The organism is Streptomyces sp. NPDC001714, assembly GCF_042892755.1.
Classification (GTDB): Bacteria; Actinomycetota; Actinomycetes; order Streptomycetales; family Streptomycetaceae; genus Streptomyces.
Window position 1 is genome coordinate 87150 of record NZ_JBIAUL010000023.1, and the last position, 25089, is coordinate 112238.

The following is a 25089-nucleotide window of genomic DNA, read 5'->3' on the forward strand; positions in this document are numbered from 1 at the left end:
CCACTCGCTGAAACCAAATCGTCCCAACGCCCTGGCCTGCGCAGGAGCCAAACGCCCCTGCCCAGCGACCTCTCCGCACATCATTCGGGACGAAGCGGTCGTGGGTTCAAATCCCGCCACCCCGAGAGCGTCACACCAGGTCAGGCCCCTGAGTGTTTTCCAGGGTCGGTTGGGAAAGTAGGGGCAACTTGAGTCACGGAACCTCCGAACGTGGTCAGTTGCCGATCAGTTTGTGCAGGCCGAGAGTGCTGGTGCCGAAGCCTGTGAGGCCAGCGAGCAAGGCAGCTGCAACGTGGCCCGCGCTGAAGAAAGTCAGAACGCCGACGACGGCACCGATGAATGCGGCAGCGAGGAACACCACGACCGCGCGCTGGCTCAGTAGCGGCTCGGCATCCGGACTCGACGAGTCCGGCGCGGGCGGGGGAGCCGACGAGTGTGGAGTTGTCATTCCGACTCCTTCTCCAGTGCTGGCAAACCGAGTTCGCTCAGCGCGCGTCTCAGGTAGCGCCGCGCGGCTTCGGGAGCACCGCGGTGCTGGTACTCCCGGGCCGCGTCATACAGCTGCCGAGCGACCCAGCGGTCACCTTCGGGCGGGGTTTCCAACAGATGCCGCGCCGTCACCATTGGACCGTGCCCCGCATCCGCCAAGTCCCAGGCGGCTTTGTCGTGCATCGCGTAGCGCAGGGCGCATGGGATGCTCTGATAGACCGTTGTGGCAATGAGCGGGTGCACGAACTTCGGCATCGGGCCATCGATGACAATCCGCGCGGACCGCAGCAGGTCTGTTGCCGTCACAGCCTCGGCCGGGCAGAGCGCCGCCACGGACGCAGCCAGGGCCGGCGTCGCCTCAGAACCGAGGACGGCCACAGCCCAGGCCAGCCGCACTGCGGGGGCGCCCAGCTGATCCACCCGGTTCGCCAGGCCCGAAACAGGTGAGGCGGCTGACATTCCTCCCGGCACCGCATCAATATCGATCAGCTCGCGTAGGGCGTCGGGCGGCGCATCCATATCGGCTGGCTCGCGCCGCAGCGAGTCGGAGCGGCCGGTACGCACCGTGTACACGTACCGCGGCATTGCGAGGAACTGCTTAACGATCCACGACCATCGGGACCAGAGGCCAGGCAGGTCCGTCAGGTAGCCGTGCTGCTCCTCCAGCCACTCGGTCTGCTCGTCCCTGGGTAGGAGGCGGGCCACAAGCCGAAGCACAGTGATGCAGGTGCAACCGACTTCTGCGCCTTCGGTCGGCCGAACGGGCTTGCGCAGCCGCCTCCACCGGGGCCCCCGATCGAGCCGGGGGTAGTGTTCCGGCTCTTCCTCGCCGGTACCGTAGCCGTTCACCCGGCTCCTCCCGCGAGGCCGGGTCGGGCGGCGGTGGGACGGTCGCTGGCTGGTGCGGGGGCCGTGGGACGGTCGCTGGCTGGTGCGGGAGCGATGGGACGGCCGCTGGCCAACCCGGCGGCGGTGGCTGCGGCGAGGGCGTGAGGGGCGCGTTCGGCGCCCTTGGGGGTGATGCGGTAGTAGCGGCGGCGGGGGCGGCCTTCGGTTTCAGCGGCCTGGTCCTGCTCCCAGTACCGCTCTACCCAGCCAGCCTGCCGGAGGCGTTCGAGGAGTGGGAAGAGGGTGCCGTTCGGCAGCCTCGTCATCTCCGACAGCTTGAGTCCGTACAGTCCCTCACTCAGCACCACTGAGCGTCGTTCGCCGTCCGCCCCCTGTCCAAGGAGCGCACGCAGCACCGTTTGGGTGTGCGGTGTCATCCTCACCTCTGGCATGCCGCCAATCTACCTAGGTAGGCGACCTGCGTCTACCTAGGTAGACAAAGCTATGTCGCCCCTCCTGCCGGACACCGCGATTCGTCGCAACGATCTAGCGGCCAACTACCGGCGCTCGACATGCGATCGGTCTTTAAATCCGTGGCAGCCGGTGTCACCCGTGGCGGCTGGGGTCTCAGTCACGGTCTCGTTTGTGCTCCGCTCCACCATGCTCCGCAGTCGTCCACTCAAGTCCACGAGGGCGTACGGCCAGCGGCTTTGCCGATCCGACAGACGTCCTCGGACGCCTCCGGACCAAGATCCGACAACTCGTAATGCGTAGGTCTCGGGTTCGAATCCCGAAAGCGGCTCCATTGGAACCCCAGGCCGGACCTCTTCCGGCCTGGGGTTTTCTCGTTCGGCCCGTGGTCGGGGGTGTCCGCTCGCCGCATGGGTGCCGGGTCGGTCGGACCCGGTCGTGCGGGTGCCGGACCGGATCTGGTGGCGCACGCCAGGACGCGGGGGCTGCCTCACCGCATCGCCGGACCCGGGGTTCGCCCTCCCCAGGGAAAAACACCGTAAAAGGCCTGCAAACTAAACCGAAGCCAGGACCACGGCCGCACGTGAGGCAACATCTTGGTTAACGGCGAGTGTTGCTCGGTCAGGGAGCGGGCACCGCCGTCGGCCGGATGGGGTGAGGGGCATGGCGGAGCCGAGGCTGGGGGTCGCCGTGGTGACCATGGGGAACCGGCCCGACGAAGTCGACGCCCTGCTCAGGTCCGTCGCCAAGCAGGACCTGGCCCCCGACCGCATCGTGATCGTCGGCAACGGCTGCCGGCTGCCCGAGTTCGCCGACCGGCTCGACCTGCCCGGCGAGGTCACCACCGTCGACGTCGAGGACAACCTCGGCTGCCCCGGCGGCCGCAACGTCGCCCTCGCCGCCCTGCGCGCGTTCGGCGATGTGGATGTCGTCGTCGAACTGGACGACGACGGCCTGCTCGTCGACGTGGAGGTGTTCCGGCAGGTACGGGATCTGTTCGCCGCCGATCCCCGGCTCGGCATCGTCGGCTTCCGTATCGCGGACGAGCGCGGCGTGACCCAGCGGCGGCACGTGCCGCGCGTCGGCAACGCCGACCCCATGCGCGGGGGGTACGTCACCGGTTTCCTCGGCGGTGGCCACGCCCTGAGCATGGCCATGCTCGCCGAGACCGGCGACTGGCCCGCCGAGTTCTTCTTCGCGCACGAGGAGACCGACCTCGCCTGGCGGGCCGCCGACGCCGGCTGGCGGATCCTCTACGCGCCCCAGCTGCTCCTCCAGCACCCCCGGACCTCGCCCGCCCGGCACGCCGTCTACTTCCGGGTCACCGCCCGCAACCGCGTCTGGCTGACCCGCCGTCGGCTGCCCCTGCCGCTCATCCCGATCCACCTCGGCGTCTGGATACTGATCACGCTCCTGCGCACCCGTTCGACGGGCGGCCTGCGGGCCTGGTTCGCGGGCTTCGCCGAGGGGTTGCGCGAGCCGGCCGGGGAGCGCCGCCCCATGCGCTGGCGCACGGTCTGGCGGCTCACCCGTCTAGGTCGCCCGCCCGTCGTCTGAAGCCGGGGAGCCGGGGCCGGGGCTGGGTCTGGGGAGCTCGTAATCCGTTCGGGAAACGGGACGAGGGCCCCGGTCGTTCACCTCCGACGACCGGAACCCTCTCGCGTCCCCGGACCCTGGTCTGCGGCGACACTCCCCCGAGTTACGCGATCTACGCGTGCGCCGTTGGACCCGATCCGATGCGAAGATCACATCAGGGCTCGCCAACGGATCGCTAACATGTGGCCAGCGGCCTTCTCGGAGGTGGCGAACCGGTTGGCGAGAAGCCGCCGTACGAGTCCGGGAACAGGCCGGGAACCCAGCGGATTCCGGCTCCGACCGGCACAGCGAAGGTGGCGGGAACTCATCCCCTACGGGATGCAATTCCGCCAGGATCCAGAACCGGCGGGCACCTCCGCCGTGCGGGGAGGCGAGGGGCGGAGTGATGCGGCGGTACGAGCTGCGGTTCGGACTGCTGGGACCTCCGGTTCTCTACGACGCGGCCGACGTACGCCCCATCGGCAGCCCCAAGGTGCGCGCACTGCTCGCCGCGCTGCTCCTGGAGGCCGGGCGGGTCGTCTCCGTCGAGTCGCTGAGGGAGGCGCTGTGGGGCGGGGCGCCCCCGGTGTCGGCGCGCGCCTCGCTGCACAACCACGTCACCCGGCTGCGCCGGCTCCTCGACGATCCGGAGCGGCTGCGGGCCGTACCGCCCGGATATCTGCTGCGTGTCGACGACGGTGAACTGGACGTCGACGTGTTCGACGCCCGAGTGGCCCAGGCGCGCGCGGCGCACGCGCGGCGGGAGTGGGCGCCGGTACTGCGCGCCTGCGCCGACGCGCTCGATCTCTGGCGCGGCAGCCCGCTCGGCGGCCTCCCCGCCGAACTCGGCGGCCTCGCCTTCGTGCAGCGCCTGGAGGAGGCCCGGCTGCTGCTCCTGGAGTGGCGCTACGACGCGGAGCTCGCCCTCGGCGGACCCCGGCTGGGCGGCGTCGTACCGGAGTTGGCCGCGCTCGTCGCGGAGTACCCGCTCCGCGAGGCCTATCACCGCCAGCTGATGCTCGCCCTCCACCGCAGCGGCCGACAGGCCGAGGCCCTCGCCGTCCACCGCGATCTGCGCAACCGTCTGAGAGAGGAACTCGGCGTCGAGCCCGGCCCTGCGGTACGCCGGGCCCATGTGGAGGTGCTGCGGGGGAGTGGCGCGGTGGGGGGAGCACTGACGCACGAGGGTGCCTCGGGGGGTGGGTCGGGTGGGGGCGCGTTGTGGCCGGTCGCGCAGTTCCCCGCGCCCCTGGGGGGCGCGTCACCTGACCGTCAGCCGAAAGCCGAAGGCGCTGGTCCCGACCAGCCCCTTGCCCCAGGTTCTGCGCGCGACGGCTCCCCGTCCCTCCGCCCCGCCCAACTTCCCCCGCCCCCGGCCCACTTCACGGGTCGCACCGCCACATGCGAGGAACTGACCCACGCTCTCACCCATCAGCCCGCGGTCGCCGACGGCGATTCCGCCCCACAGGGGCCACCCGCACCCGACCACGAAACCGCCACGGGTAGTGCGGGTGGGCACACGAGGGCCGAAGGCGAAGCCGCCCCCGCCCCCGCCCCCGCCCTCGTCGTCCTCAGCGGCATGGCCGGCGTCGGCAAGAGCGCGCTCGCGCTGCATGTGGCGTATCAGCTGCGGGAACGTTTCCCCGACGGCCAGCTCTACATCAACCTGCACGGTGCCACTCCCGGCATGCCGCCGCTCACCCCCGGCCAGGCGCTCGCCGCGCTGCTGCGGGACCTCGGTGCCGATCCCCGGCACATCCCCGAACACCCGGACGCGGCCGCCGCGTTGCTGCGCTCCCTGCTCGCGCCGACCCGCACCCTGCTGTTGCTCGACGACGCCGCGAACGCCGCCCAGGTGCGGCCGCTGCTCCCCGGCAGCCCCGGCTGCGTGGTGATCGTCACCAGCCGTTCGCCGCTCACCGCGCTCGACGGCGCCCGCCGGTTCCCGCTCGGGCCGCTGACCGGCGAGGACAGCGCGGCGCTGCTGCGGGCGGTCAGCGGGCGCGCGGAGATCGACGCCGGTCACCCGCTCGTCCGTCTCACCGGCCGGCTCCCGCTCGCCCTGCGGGTCGTGGCCGCCCGGCTGGCCGCCCGTCGTGCGCTCACCCCCGAGGTGCTGGCCGGTCAGCTGGCCGCCACCGAGGACAGGTTGCACCACCTCGAATACGACGACCTGAGCGTCCGGCGCTCCCTTGCCGTCGCCCATGACGCCCTCGGCGGCTCCGACCACGCCCCCGATCGCGACGCCGCCCTCGTCCTGCGCCACCTCGGCGCCCTGGACCTGCCCACCTACGGAGCCCCCCTGGTGGCCCGGCTCACCGGCACCGACGAGCGCCGCGCCGAGGCCGCCCTGGACCGCCTGGTCGACGTCGCCCTCCTGGAGGAGACCGCGTACGGCCGTTACACCCTGCACGACCTGGTGCGGGACTTCGCCCGCGAGCTGGCCGAAGAACCCGACGGAACCGGCCGTCACACGAACGGCGCTGACGCCACGGACGGCACTGAAGGCACGAACGGCACCGACCGCACAAGCGGCACCGACCGCACAAGCGGCACCGACCGCACCGAGGCCGCTCTCGCCGCCCTGCGCTGGTTCGCCGCCGTCGCCGAACGCGCCCTCCTCGCGATCGTCGAACCCGGACGCGACCAGGGCGACCGCCGCCGGCCCACCACCGCCCAGCCCCCCGAGCACCAGCCGTACGCCGCCGCCATGCCGCCCTTCGAGTGCGCCGAGCACGCCTTCGCCTGGGGCGACATGGAACTGGAGAACATCGTCGCCCTGGTGGAGCGGTACGCCGACACCGCCGACGCGCAGATCAGCGCCTACCTCTCCACGCTCGTCCGCCTCCTCTATCCCTACGTCCTGCGCAGCGGCCGGGTCGCCGAGATGGAGGTGCTCGGCACCGCCGCGCTGGCCGCAGCCCGGCGTCTCGGCGACGAGCCCGCCGAGGCCTACGCCCTGGGCGACCTGGCCGGCCTGCGCTTCCTCACCGGCCGGCAGCGGGAGGCCCTCGCCCTGACGGACGGGGCGCTGGCCCTGTGGCGGCGGCTGGGGATGGTCTCCTGGATCCGGCGCGGCCTGAACAACCGTGGGCTGTTGCTGGAGGGGCTCGGCCGGTACGACGAGTCGGGCGAGGCGCTGCGGCAGAGCCTGGACTACTCCCGGCAGCTGAACGACCCCTACGGCGAGGCCGTCACCCACAGCCACCTCGGCAACCTCTACGAGCACACCGACCCGCGCGCCGCCATCGAGCAGCACCGGCGCTCCCTCGCGATCGGGGACGCGATCGGCGCCGTCATCCTGCAGCACTCGGCGCACTGCAACATCGGCTACGCCCAGCTCCGCCTCGGTGAACCGGGGGCCGCCGCCGCGCACTTCGAGGAGAGCCTGCGCATCCTCGGCGGCCACGGTGACTGGCACGGCGAGTCCCAGACCCGGCTCGGTCTGGTCCGCGCGCTGCGTGCCCTCGGCCGGGCCGACCGCGCGCACCGCGAGTGCGCCGAACTCCTGCGCCGCGCCGACGCCCGCGCCGACCGCTACAGCGGCGGTCTCGCCCGCCACCAACTCGGTCTGCTCCTGCGCGAGCAGGGGCGCGCCGACGAGGCGTACGGCGTCTGGCGCGAGGCCCTCACGGCCCTGGACGGCACGGACGAGCCGGACGTCCTCGCGGAGCTGCGTGGCCTGCTGGCACCCGGCGACTGATCACTTCGCGTCGGCATAGCACTCCACCACAGCCGTGGTGAAGGGGAACCGCACCGGCGTCTGCCCGAAGGTGAGCCGTCCGGCCAGGTCGGCGGCGTCCCGGATCGCCGCCACGACCGTCTCGGTCTCCTCCTCGGGGCAGTGCACGATCACCTCGTCGTGCTGGAAGAAGACCAGCTCGGCGGCGAGGTCCGCGCAGGTCCGGCGCAGCGCCGCGAGCATCAGCAGGGCCCAGTCGGCGGCGCTGCCCTGGACCACGAAGTTGCGCGCGAAGCGGCCTCTGGCACGGGAGTTGGTGGAGGCGTAGCCCGGCACCCAGCCCTCGGCGGCCTGCTCCTCCGGCTCCTCCTGGGGCATCCCCGCCTCCTCGGTGCCATCGCCCGCGCCGGTCGCCGGCGGGCAGGTCCGGCCCAGCCAGGTGCGCACCAGCCGGCCCTCCTCGCCCGCCCGCGCGGCCTCGTCGACGTAGGCCACCGCCTTGGGGAAACGGCGTCTGAGCGCGGCCAGGTTCTTCAGTCCGTCGCCGGAGGTCTGGCCGTAGACCGCGCCGAGGACGGCGATCTTGGCCTGCTGGCGGTCGCCTGAGAAGGCGCGGTCAGAGACGGACTGGTAGAGGTCGGTCTCGCGTCCGGCGACCTCCATCAGCCCGGGGTCGCGGGAGATCGCCGCCAGCACGCGCGGTTCCATCTGGTCGGCGTCGGCCACGACCAGCCGCCACCCGGGGTCGGCGACCGCGGCCCGCCGGATCACCTTGGGGATCTGCAGCGCGCCCCCGCCGTTGGTCACCCAGCGCCCGGTGACCGTACCGCCCGCGTGGAACTCGGGCCGGAAACGGCCGTCGCGCACCCAGTCCTGGAGCCAGGTCCAGCCGTGTGCCACCCAGATCCGGTACAGCTTCTTGTACTCCAGGAGCGGTTTCACCGCCGGGTGGTCGACGGTCGAGAGCTCCCAGCGACGGGTGGACTTCACCTTGATCCCGGCCTGGGCGAAGGCCTTGATCACATCGGCCGGCAGATCCGGGCGCACCCGCCTGCCGAAGGCGGCCGACACCTCGTCGGCCAGCTCGGCCAGCCGGCGCGGCTCGCCGCCGCCCGCGTACCGCTCGCCGAGCAGTTCGCGCAGCACCTCGCGGTGGACCTCGGCGCTCCAGGGCACACCCGCGCCGTTCATCTCGGCGGCGATCAGCATCCCCGCCGACTCGGCGGCGGTCAGCAGCCGCATCCGGTCCGGGTGTGCGGCCCGGTCGTGCCGGCGCTGCTGCTCCGCGTAGACCGCGAGAAGTTCGTCGAGCGTCAGGCGGGCGGTGCCCTGAGGCTCGAACAGCGGGGACTGGGCGCCCGGTTCCGCCGCGCGCTGCGGCGGGTCGGGCGGTACGGGGCCGCCGCGGAGGCGGGCCAGGGCGGCGGCGGCCGAGCGCGGCTCGCCGGACCGTCCCTCGTGGCCCAGCAGCAGGGTCTCGGCGTCCTCGATGTCGTAGCACCGCTCCACTCGCACCCCCGTGGCGAGCAGACGCGGGTAGACCTCGGCGGTCGACCGCCACACCCAGCGCGTCACCTCCGGGCGGCCCCTGACCGCCCCGGCGAGATCGGGCTCCCGCCGCACCGGCCCGGCGGGCAGCCCGTCCGGACCGAGGGGGGCGACGTCCACGCCACCGTCCTCGGCCGGAGCGAGAGCCCACCGGTCGGTCATGCTGCGAGTGTGGCACCCACCACTGACAATGACTCTGACCTGGCCATTCAGCCTTCGGTGGGCCTTTCAGCCGACTCCGTCCTCTTCCGCGCCGCCCGCCGCCACCGCCGATCCCGCCGCCTCGGACGCCGCCTTCTTCTGCTCCAGCAGCAGCGAGAGCACCTTGGCCACGTACTCCTCGGTCGCCGGCTTGGTGATGCCCAGCCCGCTGAGGACGCCGTCGCCGTTCTCGTGTTCCAGGAGGGCCAGCAGCAGGTGTTCGGTGCCGATGTAGTTGTGGCCGAGGCGGAGGGCCTCGCGGAAGGTGAGCTCGAGGGCCTTCTTGGCCTCCGGGCCGTAGGGGACGAGGTCGGGGATGTCGTCCGAGGCCGGCGGCAGCGCGGCCGTGGCCGCCTGGCGCACGGTGTCGAGCAGGACGCCCTGCGCGAGGATCGCCTTCGCCGCGACGCCGTCCGGTTCGGCCAGCAGGCCGAGGACCAGGTGCTCGGGGCGGCCCTCGGGGTTGCGGGCCGCGAGCGCTTCGTTGTGGGCCGCCATCACCACGTTCCTCGCGCGCGGGGTGTAGCGGTCGAAGCCCTGGCTCGGGTCGAGGTCGGCGGACTCCTTCGGTACGAAGCGCTTCTGCGCCGCCTGCCGGGTCACGCCCATGCTCTTGCCGATCTCGGTCCAGGACGCGCCCGAGCGCCGGGCCTGGTCGACGAAGTGGCCGATCAGGTGGTCGGCCACGTCGCCCAGGTGGTCGGCGGCGATCACCGCGTCCTGGAGCTGGTCGAGGGGTTCGGGGTGCACCTTCTTGATCGCCGCGATGAGGTCGTCGAGGCGTACGGATGCCGTGATGTTCGGGTCGGTAGCCATGTGTCAACCATAGGTTGACACCCCTTCACTGTCAACCACGGGTTGACAGCCTGTCGGCGGGTCGCCCCGGCGGCGGGAGGGTGGGGGTTGTCCACAGGGTGTGGACGGCCGCCCGCCGCTGTCGGTGCGGCGTGGCACGATCGACACGTGACCAGCAGCCAGCCCAGCACCGTCGACCGAGCCTTCCAGAGCGCCCTGTACGACAACACCGACTCCGGCCTCGACACGGGCGCGTCCCTCCTCGCGGCCGACTCCGGCGCGGACGCGGAACTCGCGCACCGGGGCCGGGAGTTCGTCGCGGCGGCCTGGCGGCGTGGCTGGCAGCCCGCCGACGTCGTACGGCTGGTGCGGCGTGAGCTGGACGAGCCGCACGTCCGGCTCGCCGCCGGGCTGATCCGGGCGCAGGTACCGGACGACCGGCCGCGCGGCCCCCGTTGGCAGGCGCAGCTCGACGTGTTGCCGGAGGCCGGCCAGGCACGCGTGGGCGACCGTTTCTCGCACGCCACCGCCGTCCTGGAGCTCTACCGCCTGCTGCTGCGGCTGCCCGCCCTGGAGCCGCTCGACGAGCCCCGACCCGCTGCGACCGCGCACCGGCCGGAGTCCCGCATGCTCACCCGGATCCGCGCGCTGCTCGCCAAGGCCGAGGCGACCGGCTTTCCGGAGGAGGCGGAGGCGCTCAGCGCCAAGGCACAGGAACTCATGGCCCGGCACAGCGTGGACGAGGCGCTGCTCGCCGCGGGTGCGCCCGCGCCGGACGCGCCGGGGGCCTGCCGGATCGGCGTCGAGCCGCCGTACGAGCAGGCCAAGGCGGTGCTGCTGGACGCGGTCGCCTCGGCCAACCACTGCCGCGCGGTGTGGAACGAGCCGCTGGCCTTCACCACGGTCGTCGGCTTCGAGGCGGACCTGGAGGTGGTCGAGCTGCTCCACACCTCGCTGCTGGTGCAGGCCACGCACGCGATGACGAAGGCGGAGGCGGCGCAGCGGGCGAGCGGGCGCAAGCGTACGAAGACCTTCCGCCAGTCCTTCCTGGCGGCCTACGCCCACCGGGTCGGCGACCGACTCAGAGCAGCCGCGCAGTCGGCCGTGGCCGAGACCGAGGCCCCCCGGGACCTGCTCCCGGTCCTGGCCACGAGAGAGCTGGCCGTGACCGACCGCGTGGAGCAGATGTTCCCGGAGACCACCACGACCCGCCTGCGCGGAGTGACCGACGAGGCGGGCTGGACAGAGGGCACAAGAGCAGCCGACCGGGCCCAGGTCCGCTCACACACCCAACTCCCCTGACCCGCAACGCGCCCCGTCAGGGACACGAGGAACTCGCACCGACGGTGGGCCGGAACGCGACCGTGAGTGTCCCGTCAGGGGCGCGGGGAACTGCGCGGGAAGTCCCCACGGGCGGTGGGCCGGAACGCGACCGTGAGTGTCCCGTCAGGGGCGCGGGGAACTGCGCGAGAAGTCCCCACCGACGGTGGGCCGGAACGCGATCGCGCCGCCCCCGAATCAGTCCCCCGCCTGCTGAAACGCCCCCACCGCGGCATTCGGCTTGTCCGCCGTCCCCTGGCCCGCCACCGCCCCGTACTTCCAGGGGAAGCTCTCCGTCGCGTCGCTCCCCGGCAGGGACACCGTCAGCGACGTGGCCGCGAGGCTCGCCTTGTCGCCGTCCTTGCCACGCACGTAGCTGATCGAGAACGTCGCGGAGTCGCCCTTGGCGAGCTTGATCTTCTGGCCCTTCGCACCCGACTGCGCGGCGACCGCCGCCGACGTACCGCCCGCCTTCAGCGTGACGCCGGCGAAGCCGTCCAGCGTGCACGGCGCGCTCTGGTTGGTGAGGGACACCGGCACCTCGCCGGTGTCCCCCGCGGCCGGCGCGACGCTCGCGGAGCCGACCTGGACGGAGACCTTGCCGATCTCGCAGGCCGAGCTGTTCTTGCCGCTGGAGCCCGAGCCGCCGCCATCGCAGGCGGCAAGGGCGAGGGCGGCGGCGACGGCGGTGACGGTGAGCGGAATGGCGCGCATGTGCAGATCCCCATCGAGGTCGTGACGGTGTCCCAGCATCATCACGCCCCGGCCCGGGCCCCGCGCGCCCGCCCCCGCTTCCGACCGCTTTCCGGCGCGTTCACGCCGCCCCGCGCAGGCCGCCGGAACACGCCGCACGGCGGTCGGACACGGCCCTACTGCCCAAGGCTCGCGGTCGGCAGCCCCGAGGGCAGCTTGCCGCCGGCGGCCTTGGTGTAGGTCTCCTCGCCCGATTTTCCGGACCAGGTGACCTTCATGCCGCTCTTGCTGACCGAGTCCACCATTCCGGTGACCCGGTCCTTGCTGCCGTCCGTGCAGGTGAGATGGATCATCCGCATCCCGGCCTCCTCACCGGCGGTCCCGCTGCACACGGCGCCGCCGGTCTCGAAGAGCCCGGCCTCCTTGCCGGTGACGACCAGCGCGACGATCTTGCCGCCGCTCGTGGTGATCCAACTGCCCTGCAGCGCGTCGGAGGAGGCCGTGGAGCCCGCCGTACCGGCCGTGGCCGTGGCGTCGGCGGACGTCGTGCCCGACGGGGTGGCCGAGGAGTCGTTGCCGGAGTCGCCGCCGCTGCACGCGGTCAGCGCCAGCGCGCCCACCAGCCCCGCGGCGGCGGCCGCGATCCGCAGAGCCGGCCGCGTGCGCGCCGCAGCCGTCCCCGCCGAAGCGGTCTCCGCCGACGCCGTCTCCCTGCGCGTCGTAGCCGTACTCGCCGTAGCCGTGGTCACCGCAACGCTCCCAAGCTCTAGGGGGTCGGCCGCCCGGCCGCCCGGACGACAGCGGCAAGCTACCAGGACTCACCAGGAGGACTTGCGTACGCGAGGTAGGGATCCGCTGTGGGCCTGGTCCCGCGGATTCACCCGGGAGAGGCCGAACGTACGGAAGTCACCGCGCGGGCGGCCGTCCACCCGGTCGCGGTTGCGTACGCGCGTGGCGTTCGTCGTCATAATTCAGTCGTCATGGCTCAGTCGTCATGGTCCGACCGTGCGTAGCTCGACGAAACGGTGCAGAGGCCGGTGTGCGGGGCGTCGCATGACCGTGCACCGGACCCTCCGGCGTCGTCGACGTGCAGGTTCTCGCCTACGGCAGGGAGCGGATGCCGTCCGTCCGGTGGTCCGATCCGGATCCGGCCAATCTCGCTCACCGGACCGTCACATGCGCACTGGAACACCAGGGCCGGGGTGTGCGTCTTTCCTTTGTGCATGAAGGAATCGATCCGGACGATCCCGCGCGGATGACGGCGCGCGATCATGAACGGGGGCTGGCGGTCGCATGTCCTGCGGAGTCTGGGGCAGACGCTGGAACGGGTTGAGTAAAGCGGACGTCAAAGCTGTAACCGCAGGAACACCCCGCGTGCACGTGCATCTGCTCATGCATCTGCACGGGAACAAGGTTATGATCCGGGTCAGTTGACTGCTGCATCAATGGTCACATCAGCCAGTTAGTGCACCACCGGGGAGCGACCTGTGGACCTCGACGTTGACGGCGGGTACGGGGGGTTTGACGTGTACAACGGCATGGCTGCCACGCAGCTGGACGGAGTGGCCTGGCAGAAGAGCAGGCACAGCAACTCGCAGGGATCCTGCGTGGAGTTCGCACGGCTGCCGGGCGGCGACGTGGCGGTCCGCAACTCGCGCTTCCCGGACGGGCCGGCGCTCGTCTACACGCGCGCCGAGATCGAGGCGATGCTGCTCGGCGTCAAGGACGGAGAGTTCGACCACCTGATCGCGAGCTGACGGCGGCCGGATCCGGGGCAATCCGGTGCGTTCGGCGCACAATGCGCGGGTAACGCGCGTAGAAACCCGGCGTCCGAAGACGCCGGGTCCGTCACTCGGTGGCCTGCAGGCGGAAGAGCGCCCACACGACCTTGCCGCTGAGGGTGCCCGCCAGCGGGTGCCAGCCCCAGCCGTCGCTGAACGAGTCGACCAGGAACAGCCCGCGGCCCGACTCCGCCGAGAAGTCGTCGGAGTCGCGGGGGACGGGCGTCTCGTGGCTGGGGTCGCGCACCGCGCACACCAGCCGTCCGGTCCACCGCATCAGGTGCAGCCGCACCGCCGACGCCTGCGGCGCCGCGAGGCAGTCGGTCTCGCCGGGCACCGCGTGCCGCAGGGCGTTGGTGACGAGCTCCGAGACGACGAGACAGATGTCGTCGAAGCGGTCGCCGACGTCCCACTGGCCGAGCGTTCTCCGGGTGAACAGGCGGGCCTCGCGCACCGCTTCGTAGCGGGCGGGCAGGGCACAGGAGGCGGCGTTGGACACGGCCGCGGGATCAAGCGGCGGAAGGCCCTGCCGTAATGGCTTGAGCATGGTCGATCCATTCGTCCCCATGCGAGGCACTCCCGGGAATTCGCGGTCGTTGCGATGCAGCGGTGGCGCGGGACCATGGTTTCGGATGCGCACAGCAGATGCAAGGGCAGATGCACGTGCACGCGACCGAATTGGACCCTCCCGTACCGCTTGTTGGCCATTTTTTCCGCCAACTTGCCGCCCTTGGCTTACTACCTGCTTGCAACTTCCTGTGCTTAAACTTTGGCCGCTTGCCGTTTCCGTAACCGGACGAGTACTGCTCGAAGTGTTTTAGTGGCAGACTGCGGGCCCTGAAGACGGTTGGGGAGGCTGGCGAACGTGAGCGCGGGAGAGCCCGGATCGGTGGTGCGGCGAATGCTGCTCGGCTCGCAACTCAGGCGGCTGCGCGAGGCACGGGGGATCACCCGGGAAGCCGCGGGGTACTCGATCCGTGCCTCCGAGTCGAAGATCAGTCGCATGGAGCTGGGCCGGGTGAGCTTCAAGACCAGGGACGTGGAAGACCTGCTGACGCTGTACGGCATCACCGACGAGGCCGAGCGCGAGCAGCTCCTCTCCCTCGCCCGGGAGGCCAACGTGGCCGGCTGGTGGCACAGTTACTCCGACGTGCTGCCGACCTGGTTCCCCACCTACGTCGGCCTGGAGGGTGCGGCGCATCTGATCCGCGCCTACGAGGTGCAGTTCATCCACGGCCTGCTGCAGACCGAGGAGTACGCGCGCGCGGTGGTGCGACGCGGTATGCGGGGGGCCAGCGAGGCCGACGTCGAACGACGGGTCACGCTGCGCCTGGAGCGGCAGAAGTACCTGGTGGCCGAGAATGCACCCGACTTCCACATCGTCCTGGACGAGGCCGCCCTGCGCCGCCCCTACGGCGACCGCGAGGTGATGCGCGGCCAGCTCCAGCACCTCGTCGAGATCTCCGAGCGGCCCAACGTACGGCTGCAGATCATGCCGTTCAGCTTCGGCGGGCACTCCGGGGAGGGCGGCTCGTTCACCATCCTGAGCTTCCCCGAGTCGGACCTGTCCGACGTGGTCTACCTGGAGCAGCTCACCAGCGCCCTCTACCTCGACAAGCGCGAGGACGTCGCCCAGTACGAGCAGGCGCTCAAGGAGCTCCAGCAGGACAGCCCGGGACCGGACGAGAGCCGGGACCTGCTGCGCGGGCTGCTCCAGCTGTCGTAGATATATCGACGCACCTGGGGATTCCCCTAGATCATCGAACTGATGCCCCAACTGCCTTGTGACGCAAGTACGATGACGCGTGATCAGACCGTGATGTGGATGTGGACCGGGTGTCCGCATCGACTGCCGTCGCAGCAGGGGATCGAGGGATCACATGTCGTCCTATTTCACCGACCTGGCCCAGCAGTACATCGACGGTGAATGGCGCCCGGGGACCGGTTCCTGGGACATCATCGACTTCAACCCGTACGACGGTGAGAAGCTCGCGTCGATCACCATAGCCGCGGTCGAGGAGATAGATCAGGCCTACCAGGCCGCCGCGCGCGCCCAGAAGCAGTGGGCCGCCACCAATCCCTACGCCCGCCGTGCCGTCTTCGAGAAGGCCCTGCGCCTCATCGAGGAGCGGGACGCGGAGATCACCGAGGCGATCATCGCCGAGCTCGGCGGCACGCGTCTGAAGGCCGCCTTCGAACTGCACCTCGCCAAGGAGTTCCTGCGCGAGTCGATCCAGTGGGCGCTGCGTCCCGAGGGCAGAATCCTGCCCTCCCCGGTGGACGGCAAGGAGAACCGCGTCTACCGGGTGCCGGTCGGTGTGGTGGGCGTGATCAGCCCCTTCAACTTCCCCTTCCTGCTGTCGATCAAGTCGGTCGCCCCGGCGCTCGCGCTCGGCAACGCCGTGGTCCTCAAGCCGCACCAGAACACCCCGATCGTCGGCGGCACCCTGGTCGCGAAGATCTTCGAGGACGCGGGCCTGCCCGGTGGCCTGCTCAACGTCGTCGTCACGGACATCGCGGAGATCGGCGACGCCTTCATCGAGCACCCGGTCCCCAAGGTCATCTCCTTCACCGGCTCCGACAAGGTCGGCCGGCACGTGGCCACCGTCTGCGCCTCGCTCTTCAAGCGCTCGGTGCTCGAACTGGGCGGCAACAGCGCGATCGTGGTCCTCGACGACGCCGACATCGACTACGCGGTCGACGCCGCGGTCTTCAGCCGGTACGTCCACCAGGGCCAGGTCTGCATGGCCGCCAACCGCGTCCTGGTCGACCGCTCGATCGCGGACGAGTTCACCGAGAAGTTCGTCGCCAAGGTGAAGACCCTCAAGGCCGGCGACCCGAACGACCCGCAGACCGTCATCGGCCCGCTGATCAACTCCCAGCAGGCGGAGTCGATTTCGGCCACCGTCGAGCAGGCCGTCGCCGAGGGCGCCACCGCCCTGTTGCGCGGCACGACCACCGACAACCTGGTCGAACCCTCGGTCCTCACCGGCGTTCCGGCCGATTCCGACCTGCTCCGCCAGGAGGTCTTCGGCCCGGTCGCCTTCCTCATCCCGTTCGACGGCGAGGAGGAGGCCGTACGCCTCGTCAACGACACCCCCTACGGCCTCAGTGGCGCGGTCCACACCGGGGACGTCGAGCGGGGCGTGGCCTTCGCCAAGCAGATCGACACCGGGATGTTCCACGTCAACGACGGCACCGTCCACGACGAGCCCGTCGTCCCCTTCGGCGGCGAGAAGCACTCCGGGATCGGCCGCCTGAACGGCGAGACGACCGTGGAGTCCTTCACCACCCTGAAGTGGATCTCGGTGCAGCACGGACGGAGCGGCTTCCCGTTCTAGGAGCCCGCTGAAACAGCCAGGCCCCGGGCCCTTTAGGACGCGAACTGTCCTAAAGGGCCCGTAGCTTCTGTCGGGTCAGGGAGACACCACCCGAGGAAAGGGCCGGTCATGGTCACTCACGTTCCCGCGGAAGCACAGGGCGACGAGCGCGGAGCGCTGCTCTCCTTCATCGAGGAGCAGCGCGGCGGCATCCGCCGGGCGCTGCTCGGCCTGACCGACGAGCAGGCGGCGAGTCGGCCGAGCGCGAGCGAACTGTCCCTGGCGGGCCTGCTCAAGCACGCCGCCGAGGTCGAGCAGAGCTGGATCGCGCGGGCCAAGCAGGAGCCGCCGGCGATCCAGCGCGACCAGTCGAACTGGCACGAGACCTTCCAGCTGGTCGGCGACGAGACGGTGGCCTCCCAGCTCGCGTACTGGGAGCAGGTCGCCGCCGAGACGGAGAAGTTCATCCGCTCCGTCCCCAGCCTCGACGACACCTTCCCGCTCCCGCCGCAGCCCTGGTTCCCGCCGGAGGGCCGGGTCTCCATGCGCTGGGTCTGCCTCCACCTGATCCGCGAGACCGCCCGGCACGCGGGCCACGCCGACATCGTCCGCGAGTCGCTGGACGGCAAGACGGCCTTCGAACTCGTGGCGCTGGAACAGGGCTCCTAGGTCCCGCTCAGTGGTGGAAGCTGGTGGCCGCGTCCTTGTCGTGGGTCAGTGGATGCGGCTGCCGGCGCAGGCCGGGCAGCAGCCGGGACAGGTCCTCGACGAACAGGTCCGCCAGGTCCTTCGAGAAGCCGTTGCGGCACACCACCCGCAGTACGGAAAGGTCCTCCCGGTTCGCCGGGAAGGTGTACGCGGGCACCAGCCAGCCGTTCTCGCGCAGCCGCCGGGACACGTCGAAGACGTCGTACGCGGTCACGTGGTCGGCGGTGGTGAAGGCGAACACGGGCAGTTCGTCGCCGCGGGTGAGGAGCCGGAAGTCGCCGAGCGCCTCGATGCGTTCGGCGAGCCCGGTCGCCACGTCCCGGGACGCCTGCTGCACCGCGCGGTAGCCGTCCCTGCCGAGGCGCAGGAACGTGTAGTACTGCGCGACCACCTGGGCACCGGGGCGGGAGAAGTTGAGGGCGAAGGTGGGCATGTCGCCGCCCAGGTAGTTGACCCGGAAGACGAGTTCCTCGGGCAGCGCCTCCTTGTCCCGCCACAGCGCCCAGCCGACGCCCGGGTAGACCAGCCCGTACTTGTGCCCCGAGGTGTTGATCGACGCCACGCGCGGGAGCCGGAAGTCCCACACCAGGTCCTCGTCGAGGAAGGGCGCGATCATCCCGCCGGACGCGCCGTCCACGTGGACCGGGACGTCGATGCCGGTGCGCTCCTGGAGGGCGTCCAGGGCCGCGCAGAGGTCGGCGACCGGCTCGTAGGAGCCGTCGAAGGTGGAGCCGAGGATGGCGACCACCCCGATGGTGTTCTCGTCGCAGAGGTCGGCGGCGGCCTGCGCGTCCAGGTGGTAGCGGTCGCCCTCCATGGGCACGAACCGGGGCTCCACCTCCCAGAAGTTGCAGAACTTCTCCCAGCAGACCTGGACGTTGATGCCCATGATCAGGTTCGGGCGGGCGGTGCCCGGATAGCGGTCGCTGTTGCGCTGCATCCAGCGCCGCTTGAGCGCCATCCCGGCCAGCATGCAGGCCTCGCTGGAGCCGGTCGTCGAGCAGCCGACGGTGTTCGCCGGATCCGGCGCGTTCCACAGGTCGGCGAGCATCGCCACACAGCGCCGCTCCAGCTCGGCGGTGCGCGGATACTCGTCCTTGTCGATCATGTTCTTGTCGTCGCACTCCGCCATCAGGACGCCGGCCTGCGGCTCCATCCAGGTGGTGACGAACGTGGCCAGATTCAGCCGGGCGTTGCCGTCCAGCATCAGCTCGTCGTGCACCAGCTGGTAGGCGGTCGAGGGCGGCAGCGGGCCGTCCGGCAGCCGGTGCGTGGGCGGTGCCTCTGTCATGCCGGCGACCGGGTTCGCCTCGCCGAAGAACGGGTTGACGGACATGGGTCGCTCTTGGTGCTTCTGGGGACCTTTGTGCAGCGGCATGAGGAGTGCCTCCTGAACGACATGAACGACGTGAACGACGTGAGGGAATTCACAAGAATCAGCGCAGGGCCGTACCGTCCGCCCGCAACTGCATTCTCGGCCGCCCGGTCACCAGCAGCCACGCGGGCAGCGACGCCATGCACAGCAACGCGATGATGCTCGGCGAGGCCACCAGCACCGCGGCCGTGAACAGGCTCACCCAGCCCTGCCGGGTGATCGCCAACAGCATGCCCAGCACACCCGCCGCCACGCCCACCGAGGGCTGGACCGCGGGCACCAGGGCGTGGGCGCACAGCCCGAAGGCCGCGCCGATGAACACCGACGGAAAGATCCGGCCACCGCGGAAACCGCAGGCGGAGGCCACCGTCAGCGCCGCCAGCTTGACGACCGTCATCACGGCGTACTGGCCCGCCGACCAGCCCGACGGATCCTTCGCGAGCTCCGCGACCTCGTCCAGCCCCTTGAAGAGCGTCAGACGGCCGCCCAGCGCCCCCAGGAGGCCCAGCGCCAGCCCGCCGACCGGAAGGGTCACCATGGGGTGCCCGAGGCGCCGGAAGGCGCCGTGGACGTACGGGAAGGCGTGGACCGCGCACATACCGAGCAGCGCGGCCGCGGGGGCGATCACCAGGACCGCCAGCAGATCGGGCCAGTGCGGGTGGCCGAGCGCGGGCAGACCGAGGTCCAGGGTCGGACGGGCCACCAGGGCGGTCGTCATCGAACCCGCGCCCGCGGCCATCAGCGGCCCGAAGAGGTTGTCCCACAGCGCTCCTTTCAGCGGCTTCCCGGCCAGTGCCTCGGAGATCACCAGGGCCGCCGCCACCGGTGTCCCGAACAGCGCGCCGAGTGTGGCCGCGTCGGCCAGCGCGGGCCACAGCGAGCCCGGCAGCCGGGGCACCGTGAGCCGCCCGAGCCACAGTGCGAGCCCGACGTTGACGGCGATGAGGGGGCTCTCCGGACCGAGGCTCGGCCCGCCCGCCAGCATCAGCACGGTCGCCAGTGCCAGCCCCGGCAGCACGGCCGGCGGCATCGCCACCGCCTCGAGGCCCAAAGCGGCCGGATCCGGCCCCGCGTGGCCAGGCGCCTTCCACACCACCAGCCCCACCGCGATCCCGGTCGCGGTCAGCATCACCAGCATCCACAGCACCGAGTACCGCCCGATGCCGAGCGCGTCCGGCAGGTTGTTCCACAGTACGTGCTGCAACCGCTCGGCCAGCGAGCTCACCAGCAGGAACAGCAGACTGCTGCCGACACCGACGACCAGAGCGGGCAGGATCATCGGCAGCAGGGCGCGCGCGGGGGCCGAGGGCGGGATGGGGAGCGCCTGCTGCGCGGTGTCCTGGGCCACGGGCTCACGATAAGCGGGCAAAACCGACACAACATCCCGAACTACGTGCCGTAGGGGCCCGAAGGGGTCCGTGGGAACGGGCTTGCACCTCACGTGACGTGAGGGCCCAGGGTGGAGCACGGAAAGGAGCGGAAGTGAGCTACTCCGTGGGACAGGTCGCCGGGTTCGCCGGCGTCACCGTGCGCACCCTGCACCACTACGACGAGATCGGCCTGCTGGTGCCGGGCGAGCGCAGCGGCGCGGGACACCGCCGCTACGGCGACGCCGACCTCGACCGGCTGCAGAAGATCCTGTTCTACCGGGAGCTCGGCTTCCCGCTCGACGAGGTCGCGGCCCTGCTCGACGACCCGGAGGCGGACCCGCGCGCGCACCTGCGCCGGCAGCACGAACTGCTGACCGCCCGGATCGAGAAGCTGCAGAAGATGGCCGCGGCCGTGGAGCACGCCATGGAGGCACGCAGGATGGGCATCAACCTCACCCCCGAGGAACGCTTCGAGGTCTTCGGCGACAAGGACCCCGAGCAGTACGCCGAGGAGGCCGAGCAGCGCTGGGGCGGCACCGAGGCCTACGCCGAGTCGCAGCGCCGAGCCGCCCGCTACACCAAGGCCGACTGGCAGCGCATGAAGGCCGAGGTCGACGACTGGAGCGCGCGTTACGCCGCCCTGGTGACCGCCGCCGAGCCGCCGGCCGGCGAGCGGGCCATGGACATGGCGGAGGAGCACCGGCGGCACATCTCGGCCTGGTTCTACGACTGCCCGCACGAGATGCACCGCTCCCTCGCCGCGATGTACGTGTCCGACGAGCGCTTCAAGGCCTTCTACGACTCGATGGCCCCGGGCCTGGCCGAGCACCTGAAGGAGGCGATCGAGGCGAACGCGGCCCGGCACACGGCGTGACGGGCCGGCCGGCTACTCCTTGTCGAGGACGACGGCCGTGCCGTACGCACACACCTCGGTCCCCACGTCCGCCGCCTCGGTCACGTCGAACCGGAAGGCCAGCACCGCGTTGGCCCCACGCGCGCGTGCCTGCTCGATCAGTCGCTCCATGGCCTGGTTGCGGGTCTGGACGAGCGTTTTCGTCAGCCCTTTCAGCTCCCCGCCGATCATCGACTTCAGACCCGCGCCGATCTGACTGCCCAGGTGCCGGGAGCGCACGGTCAGCCCGAAGACCTCGCCGACGACCTCCCGCACCCGGTACCCGGGAACGTCGTTCGTGGTGACGACCAGCACATCGGCCTGCGGTCCCTGACCGCCGCCGTACTCTTCGATACCCATGTCCACAGCCCTTCCCCAGGCCGGGCACAGTCCATCCAGGTTCCACCGGTGGAACCTGGGGCGGACACATTACGTTGATAGCTTTGTGCGCCCGCACAAGGAACCCGACGTGCCTTCCCCCTTCAGGAGCCCGGAACCGTGATGACGCTCGCCCTCGGCCCGAGCTGGCTGGATCCGAACCAACTTCTCGACTCGTTCGGCATCTGGGGGCTGCTCCTGGTCGTCTTCGCCGAGTCCGGCCTCCTGATCGGCTTCTTCCTCCCGGGCGACTCGCTCCTCTTCACCTGCGGCCTGCTGATCACCTCGAACCAGCTGGACTTCCCGCTCTGGGGCGCCATCGCCCTGATCTGCCTCGCCGCGATCCTCGGCGACCAGGCGGGCTACATGTTCGGCAAGAAGGTCGGCCCGACGCTCTTCAACCGCCAGGACTCCCGCCTCTTCAAGCAGGAGAACGTGGCGAAGGCGCACGAGTTCTTCGAGAAGCACGGCCCGAAGTCCCTGATCCTGGCCCGCTTCGTGCCGGTGATCCGCACGTTCACGCCGATCATCGCCGGCGTCAGCGGCATGGCGTACCGCTCGTTCCTGACGTTCAACGTCATCGGCGGCGTCCTGTGGGGCGCGGGCGTCACCCTCCTCGGCTCCTGGCTCGGCAAGATCGACGTCGTCAAGAACAACATCGAGGCGATCCTGATCCTGATCGTCCTGATCTCGGTGGTCCCGATCATCATCGAGTTCCTGCGGGCCCGCGCGAAGGACAAGAAGGCGACGGCACAGCAGCCGGAGCCGGTCCAGCAGCACCCGGCACCCCCGGTGATGGACGACGCGACGACCCAGCTGCGCAGGATCGAGCCGACGTACACCCCGCAGCAGCCCCAGCAGCAGTACGGCCAGCAGCCCCAGCCCCAGCAGCACTACGGGTACGGCGGCCAGCAGCCCCAGCCCCAGCAGGACTACGGGTACGGCGGCCAGCAGCAGCCGCACTACGACCAGGGCGGCTACGGCCAGCAGCAGTACCCGTACCCCTACAGCGAGGACCAGCAGTACCGCCCCTGAGGGGCGCTGGGGTCCCCCCGGCCGAAGGCTGGGGGAGGAACTGCGCGATCAACCCCCACGCACCCGCAGCCGCCGACGCACCCCCACCGGCTCTCCCTCAGGCGCTCAGAACCCCCTCGTCCGCTTCGCGGCCCTCCGCTTCCCCGCCGACCCCACCCGAAGGGTCAGCCGGGAGATCTCCGACCCCAGGTTGACCCCGATGGCGATGGCCATGGCGAGCGACGCCGCCTTGGCCAGCGACACCAGCCCCCTGTCGACCTCGTTCTGAGCCATCGACAGCAGCCCGAAATAGGTCGCCGACCCCGGCAGCAGCGGCCCGATCGCCGCCGTCGTGTACGGCAGCGCGGAGGCGAACCGGTACCGCGACAGCAACTGCCCGAACAACCCCACCAGCCCAGCGGCCACCGCCGTGGAGGCGACCGGCGAGATCCCCCCGGCGTAGTGCATCGCACCGTAGACGCACCACGCCACACCGCCGTTGAGGGTCACCGCCAGCACGGTGGATCGTTCCTGCTGGAGCAGGACGGCGAAGGTCAGCGACAGCACCATCGACGCGGCGATCTGCAGCAGCGGCCGTTCGGAGCCGACCAGCGCCGCGTCGGGATTGAGCCGGCCGCCCAGCTTCACACCGAAGTACAGGACGGTCAGCACCCCGATGACGATGCCGACGAAGAAGTACATGACCTCCAGCAGACGCGCGGAGGCGGTGATGTAGAAGCCGGTGAGCCCGTCCTGGACGCCCGCGACGAGGGCCCGTCCGGGCAGCAGCGCGAAGAGTCCACCGGTGACGACGGCGGACGCCGCGACGTCCACGTGGGCGAGCGAGAAGGCGACCCCGATCGCGGCCGGCGGCATCGCGGCGATCATGAACTGGTAGAACTCCGGCAGCCCCCGCCCCGCGCACAGCCACGCCAGCCGGTCGCCGAGCATCGCGCCGATCGCGGCCGCCACGAACACCAGCAGGTCACCGCCGACCAGCACGGAGGCGGCCCCGGCGAGCAGCCCGCTCGCGGCGGTCAGCGCCCAGCCGGGGTACGGGTGCCGGTTGCGGCGGATCTCCGCGAGCCGCCGGTAGGCCTCCTCCAGGGAGACATGGGTCTCGGGGTCGGTGAGGTCGTCCACGAGCCGGAAGACGGCGGCCAGGCGCGTGTAGTCGGTCCCGCGCCGCCGTACCGTCCGGGACGCGGTCACGGGGTCGTCGACGAGCGAGGGCTGGTACGAGATCGCCAGCAGCGTGAAGGTGACGCCCGGCTCGCAGCGGTCGAGCCCGTACGACCGGCAGACCGCGAACATCGCGGCCTCCACGTCCTCCGCGCCCTCGCCGCCCGCCAGCAGCAACTCCCCGATACGCAGGGTCAGGTCGAGCACGCGCGGGACGGCGGGAGCGCCCTCCTCGACCTTCTGCACCGGCTCCACGGCCGGCCGCTCGGCCACCGGCATGCGCAGCATCGTGCGCATCCGGTCCTGCCAGGGCGCGTCCTTGACGAGGCTGACCGCGGGGAACCCGGAGGCGGGCGTGAAGACGGGCGGGGCGTCATGGGCGCTGTAGGTGCTCGGCAGGCTGAACGCCGACCCCTCCGGCTCGGCACTCACCGACTGGGGCGCTGCGAGTCCCTCCGGCACCGCGAACTCGGACGTCGTCTCCGGCTCACCACCGCCGCCCTCGGGGACCTCGACGCCCCGGGGGACGGCGAACTCGGACGTGAGTTCCGGGTCGTACCGGGCCTCGTCCGACCTGGGCTTGCGGTCCTCCGCCTCCGTCACCGTCGTAACGCTCCCTGAACGACACCTTTCACGACAGCCTCAGTATGCGCGTGACCCCACAGCGGACACGAAAACCGGCCGCTCGGAGGAACACGGGCACGAAAAACGGCCGCGGGGGAGAACGCGGGCACGAAAAACGGCCGCGGGGGAGAACGCGGGCACGAAAAACGGCCGCGGGGGAGAACGCGGGCACGAAAAGCGGGCCCCACGCGTGCGTGCGGCCCGCTTCCCGGTTACGGCTTGCCGGGGTGGTCTCAGTGACCGCCGGTCTCCTTGAAGCGCTTGTAGGACCGCTCGATCTCCGCCTCGGCGTCGGTGCGGCCGACCCAGTTGGCGCCCTCGACGGACTTGCCGGGCTCCAGGTCCTTGTAGACCTCGAAGAAGTGCTGGATCTCCAAGCGGTCGAACTCCGACACGTGGTGGATGTCCCGCAGGTGCTCCACGCGCGGGTCGGTGGCCGGAACGCACAGCAGCTTGTCGTCGCCGCCGGCCTCGTCCGTCATCCGGAACATGCCGATCGCGCGGCACTTGATCAGGCAACCCGGGAAGGTCGGCTCGTCCAGGATGACCAGCGCGTCCAGCGGGTCGCCGTCCTCGCCGAGGGTGTTCTCGACGAAGCCGTAGTCGGTCGGGTAGGCGGTCGAGGTGAAGAGACGACGGTCGAGGCGGATCCGACCGGTCTCGTGGTCCACCTCGTACTTGTTCCGCGAACCCTTCGGGATCTCGATCGTGACGTCGAACTCCACCGGTGGCTCCTCCATGATCAACACATAGTTCTGATGGTTAAGTGTCCCCCACGCAGGTGTGTGATCGCGAAAGGGGCTGGTGGTCGTGCCAGAGCTGAGGCCTTGGCAGTCCGCGAAA

22 protein-coding genes, 1 tRNA gene and 1 pseudogene are annotated in these 25089 nt (G+C 71.0%); 10 read left to right on the forward strand and 14 right to left on the reverse strand.

Annotated elements, in window-relative coordinates:
• Positions 1–214 precede the first annotated feature (214 nt).
• From ACFY0P_RS42830 to ACFY0P_RS42840, 3 genes are read right to left on the reverse strand one after another with little or no spacing between them, the layout of a single operon-like run.
• On the reverse strand, positions 215–448 hold the full coding sequence (locus tag ACFY0P_RS42830; protein ID WP_388926591.1) for a hypothetical protein: 234 nt from the start codon (positions 446–448) through the stop codon (positions 215–217).
• Entirely contained in the window at positions 445–1338 is an 894-nt protein-coding gene (locus ACFY0P_RS42835; RefSeq protein WP_388926594.1) for a hypothetical protein, read from the reverse strand. Before ACFY0P_RS42835 ends, ACFY0P_RS42830 begins: the two co-directional genes overlap by 4 nt.
• On the reverse strand, positions 1335–1643 hold the full coding sequence (locus tag ACFY0P_RS42840; protein WP_388926597.1) for a helix-turn-helix transcriptional regulator: 309 nt from the start codon (positions 1641–1643) through the stop codon (positions 1335–1337). The genes ACFY0P_RS42835 and ACFY0P_RS42840 overlap by 4 nt, the downstream gene beginning before the upstream one ends.
• A gap of 378 nt (positions 1644–2021) precedes the next feature.
• Here ACFY0P_RS42840 and ACFY0P_RS42845 point away from each other — a divergent pair.
• The 3 genes from ACFY0P_RS42845 to ACFY0P_RS42855 all read left to right on the forward strand — a co-directional run bounded on the left by ACFY0P_RS42845 (position 2022) and on the right by ACFY0P_RS42855 (position 7066).
• A tRNA-Thr gene (locus ACFY0P_RS42845) sits at positions 2022–2122 on the forward strand.
• A gap of 329 nt (positions 2123–2451) precedes the next feature.
• The gene (locus ACFY0P_RS42850) at positions 2452–3345 is read left to right on the forward strand and encodes a glycosyltransferase family 2 protein (protein WP_388926600.1); all 894 of its coding nucleotides are present in this window, start codon (positions 2452–2454) and stop codon (positions 3343–3345) included.
• A gap of 424 nt (positions 3346–3769) precedes the next feature.
• Positions 3770–7066, forward strand: coding sequence for a BTAD domain-containing putative transcriptional regulator (locus ACFY0P_RS42855; RefSeq protein ID WP_388926603.1), 3297 nt, complete (start codon positions 3770–3772; stop codon positions 7064–7066).
• Here the strand turns inward: ACFY0P_RS42855 and ACFY0P_RS42860 are convergent, their stop codons facing one another.
• Both ACFY0P_RS42860 and ACFY0P_RS42865 read right to left on the reverse strand, forming a co-directional pair.
• Entirely contained in the window at positions 7067–8755 is a 1689-nt protein-coding gene (locus ACFY0P_RS42860; protein ID WP_388926606.1) for a bifunctional 3'-5' exonuclease/DNA polymerase, read from the reverse strand.
• Between the two features lie 66 nt (positions 8756–8821).
• Complete coding sequence (locus tag ACFY0P_RS42865; RefSeq protein ID WP_388926609.1) at positions 8822–9610, reverse strand: Clp protease N-terminal domain-containing protein; 789 nt, start codon at positions 9608–9610, stop codon at positions 8822–8824.
• 147 nt (positions 9611–9757) lie between these two features.
• Here ACFY0P_RS42865 and ACFY0P_RS42870 point away from each other — a divergent pair, with 147 nt between their 5' ends.
• Positions 9758–10891, forward strand: coding sequence for a DUF2786 domain-containing protein (locus ACFY0P_RS42870; RefSeq protein WP_388926612.1), 1134 nt, complete (start codon positions 9758–9760; stop codon positions 10889–10891).
• Positions 10892–11107: 216 nt separating this feature from the next.
• On the opposite strand, the gene ACFY0P_RS42875 is transcribed toward ACFY0P_RS42870, so the two are convergent.
• From ACFY0P_RS42875 to ACFY0P_RS42885, 3 genes and pseudogenes are all read right to left on the reverse strand, one after another.
• Positions 11108–11623, reverse strand: coding sequence for a DUF4232 domain-containing protein (locus tag ACFY0P_RS42875; RefSeq protein WP_388926615.1), 516 nt, complete (start codon positions 11621–11623; stop codon positions 11108–11110).
• A 155-nt stretch (positions 11624–11778) separates the two neighbouring features.
• Positions 11779–12252 (reverse strand): hypothetical protein, encoded by a 474-nt coding sequence (locus ACFY0P_RS42880; protein ID WP_388926749.1) that lies wholly within the window; start codon positions 12250–12252, stop codon positions 11779–11781.
• 168 nt (positions 12253–12420) lie between these two features.
• Positions 12421–12555 (reverse strand): annotated as a pseudogene (locus ACFY0P_RS42885) (30S ribosomal protein S14); the annotation flags it as partial.
• Positions 12556–13089: 534 nt separating this feature from the next.
• Between ACFY0P_RS42885 and ACFY0P_RS42890 the strand changes: the two are divergent.
• On the forward strand, positions 13090–13359 hold the full coding sequence (locus tag ACFY0P_RS42890) for a DUF397 domain-containing protein (RefSeq protein WP_388926618.1): 270 nt from the start codon (positions 13090–13092) through the stop codon (positions 13357–13359).
• Positions 13360–13450: 91 nt separating this feature from the next.
• Here the strand turns inward: ACFY0P_RS42890 and ACFY0P_RS42895 are convergent, their stop codons facing one another.
• Positions 13451–13951 carry an ATP-binding protein gene (locus tag ACFY0P_RS42895; RefSeq protein ID WP_388926621.1) on the reverse strand — a complete coding sequence of 167 codons (501 nt, stop codon included), beginning with the start codon at positions 13949–13951 and terminating at the stop codon, positions 13451–13453.
• Positions 13952–14284: 333 nt separating this feature from the next.
• Between ACFY0P_RS42895 and ACFY0P_RS42900 the strand changes: the two genes are divergently transcribed.
• The 3 genes from ACFY0P_RS42900 to ACFY0P_RS42910 all read left to right on the forward strand — a co-directional run bounded on the left by ACFY0P_RS42900 (position 14285) and on the right by ACFY0P_RS42910 (position 17372).
• Positions 14285–15109, forward strand: coding sequence for a helix-turn-helix transcriptional regulator (locus ACFY0P_RS42900; protein ID WP_351960964.1), 825 nt, complete (start codon positions 14285–14287; stop codon positions 15107–15109).
• 154 nt (positions 15110–15263) lie between these two features.
• Complete coding sequence (locus ACFY0P_RS42905) at positions 15264–16724, forward strand: aldehyde dehydrogenase family protein (RefSeq protein ID WP_388926624.1); 1461 nt, start codon at positions 15264–15266, stop codon at positions 16722–16724.
• A 108-nt stretch (positions 16725–16832) separates the two neighbouring features.
• Positions 16833–17372, forward strand: coding sequence for a DinB family protein (locus tag ACFY0P_RS42910; protein WP_388926628.1), 540 nt, complete (start codon positions 16833–16835; stop codon positions 17370–17372).
• Positions 17373–17379: 7 nt separating this feature from the next.
• Here ACFY0P_RS42910 and ACFY0P_RS42915 read toward each other — a convergent pair whose 3' ends face one another.
• Together ACFY0P_RS42915 and ACFY0P_RS42920 are read right to left on the reverse strand one after the other, a co-directional pair.
• Positions 17380–18789, reverse strand: a complete 1410-nt coding sequence (locus tag ACFY0P_RS42915) for a glutamate decarboxylase (protein WP_388926631.1) — start codon at positions 18787–18789, stop codon at positions 17380–17382.
• Positions 18790–18847: 58 nt separating this feature from the next.
• Positions 18848–20134: an ion channel protein gene (locus tag ACFY0P_RS42920; protein ID WP_388926634.1), complete on the reverse strand. Its 1287-nt coding sequence runs from the start codon at positions 20132–20134 to the stop codon at positions 18848–18850.
• A gap of 134 nt (positions 20135–20268) precedes the next feature.
• On the opposite strand from ACFY0P_RS42920, the gene ACFY0P_RS42925 reads away from it, so the two are divergent.
• Positions 20269–21030 carry a MerR family transcriptional regulator gene (locus ACFY0P_RS42925; RefSeq protein ID WP_388926637.1) on the forward strand — a complete coding sequence of 254 codons (762 nt, stop codon included), beginning with the start codon at positions 20269–20271 and terminating at the stop codon, positions 21028–21030.
• Between the two features lie 12 nt (positions 21031–21042).
• Here the strand turns inward: ACFY0P_RS42925 and ACFY0P_RS42930 are convergent, their stop codons facing one another.
• Complete coding sequence (locus tag ACFY0P_RS42930) at positions 21043–21408, reverse strand: YbjQ family protein (protein WP_388926640.1); 366 nt, start codon at positions 21406–21408, stop codon at positions 21043–21045.
• Between the two features lie 138 nt (positions 21409–21546).
• Between ACFY0P_RS42930 and ACFY0P_RS42935 the strand changes: the two genes are divergently transcribed.
• Complete coding sequence (locus tag ACFY0P_RS42935) at positions 21547–22461, forward strand: DedA family protein (protein WP_388926643.1); 915 nt, start codon at positions 21547–21549, stop codon at positions 22459–22461.
• Positions 22462–22566: 105 nt separating this feature from the next.
• Here ACFY0P_RS42935 and ACFY0P_RS42940 read toward each other — a convergent pair whose 3' ends face one another.
• Positions 22567–24225, reverse strand: coding sequence for a threonine/serine exporter ThrE family protein (locus ACFY0P_RS42940; RefSeq protein WP_388926646.1), 1659 nt, complete (start codon positions 24223–24225; stop codon positions 22567–22569).
• 254 nt (positions 24226–24479) lie between these two features.
• On the reverse strand, positions 24480–24971 hold the full coding sequence (locus tag ACFY0P_RS42945) for an inorganic diphosphatase (protein ID WP_018547987.1): 492 nt from the start codon (positions 24969–24971) through the stop codon (positions 24480–24482).
• Between the last annotated feature and the right edge of the window lie 118 nt (positions 24972–25089).